Origin of the sequence: Fluoribacter gormanii, assembly GCF_900156395.1 — a bacterium.
GTDB lineage: Bacteria > Pseudomonadota > Gammaproteobacteria > Legionellales > Legionellaceae > Legionella > Legionella gormanii.
Genome location: NZ_FTNL01000053.1, coordinates 1 through 1,314, shown reverse-complemented (window position 1 = coordinate 1,314; position 1,314 = coordinate 1). Strand labels below are relative to the sequence as shown.

Genomic DNA, 1,314 nt, shown 5'->3' with positions numbered 1-1,314 from the left:
GTCTACCCCCCTACATGCACATACCAGGACAACCAACGCCTGGCTCACCTAGCCTTCTTCGTCCCCACTTCACCACTTATAAAAAGTCCAGGAATATTAACCTGGTTCCCATCGACTACGCTCTTCAGCCTCGCCTTAGGGGCCGACTCACCCTGCTCCGATTAACGTCGTGCAGGAAACCTGGGACTTCCGGCGTGAGGGCTTTTCACCCTCATTATCGTTACTCATGTCAGCATTCGCACTTCTGATACCTCCAGCAGACTTCTCAATCCACCTTCATCAGCCTACAGAACGCTCCCCTACCACGTGTACTTAGTACACATCCGCAGCTTCGGTGACTAGTTTTAGCCCCGTTACATCTTCCGCGCAGGCCGACTCGACCAGTGAGCTATTACGCTTTCTTTAAAGGGTGGCTGCTTCTAAGCCAACCTCCTGGCTGTCTATGCCTTCCCACATCGTTTCCCACTTAACTAGTACTTTGGGACCTTAGCTGGCGGTCTGGGTTGTTTCCCTCTTCACGACGGACGTTAGCACCCGCCGTGTGTCTCCCGTGATTCAATTAGCCGGTATTCGGAGTTTGCATCGGTTTGGTAAGCCATGACAGCCCCCTAGCCGAAACAGTGCTCTACCCCCAGTAATCATTCACGAGGCGCTACCTAAATAGCTTTCGGGGAGAACCAGCTATCTCCGGGCTTGATTAGCCTTTCACTCCTAGTCACACGTCATCCGATAATTTTTCAACATTACCCGGTTCGGACCTCCAGTTGGTGTTACCCAACCTTCATCCTGCACATGACTAGATCGCCCGGTTTCGGGTCTACTCACAGCGACTCGCGCCCTATTCAGACTCGATTTCTCTACGGCTTCCTTATTCAGTTAACCTCGCCACTGAAAGTAACTCGCTGACCCATTATACAAAAGGTACGCAGTCACACCACGAAGGTGCTCCCACTGCTTGTACGCAAACGGTTTCAGGTTCTATTTCACTCCCCTCTCCGGGGTTCTTTTCGCCTTTCCCTCACGGTACTGGTTCACTATCGGTCAGTAAGTAGTATTTAGCCTTGGATGATGGTCCACCCATATTCAACCAGGATTACACGTGTCCCGGCCTACTTCTTCGCGTGCTTAGTTCTTAATGCAACCTATATATACGGGGCTTTCACCCTCTATGGCCAACCTTCCCAAGTTGTTCTACTTCATTGCACTATAAATCACACCAGGCTCTTCCCCGTTCGCTCGCCGCTACTTGGAGAATCTCTTTTGATTTCTTTTCCTTCGGGTACTTAGATGTTTCAGTTCCCCGAGTTCGCCTCT

1 rRNA gene is annotated in these 1,314 nt (G+C 51.0%); it reads right to left on the bottom strand.

What is annotated here, in order from left to right:
- Positions 1-1,314 (bottom strand): 23S ribosomal RNA (locus tag BW930_RS16750); the annotation flags it as partial.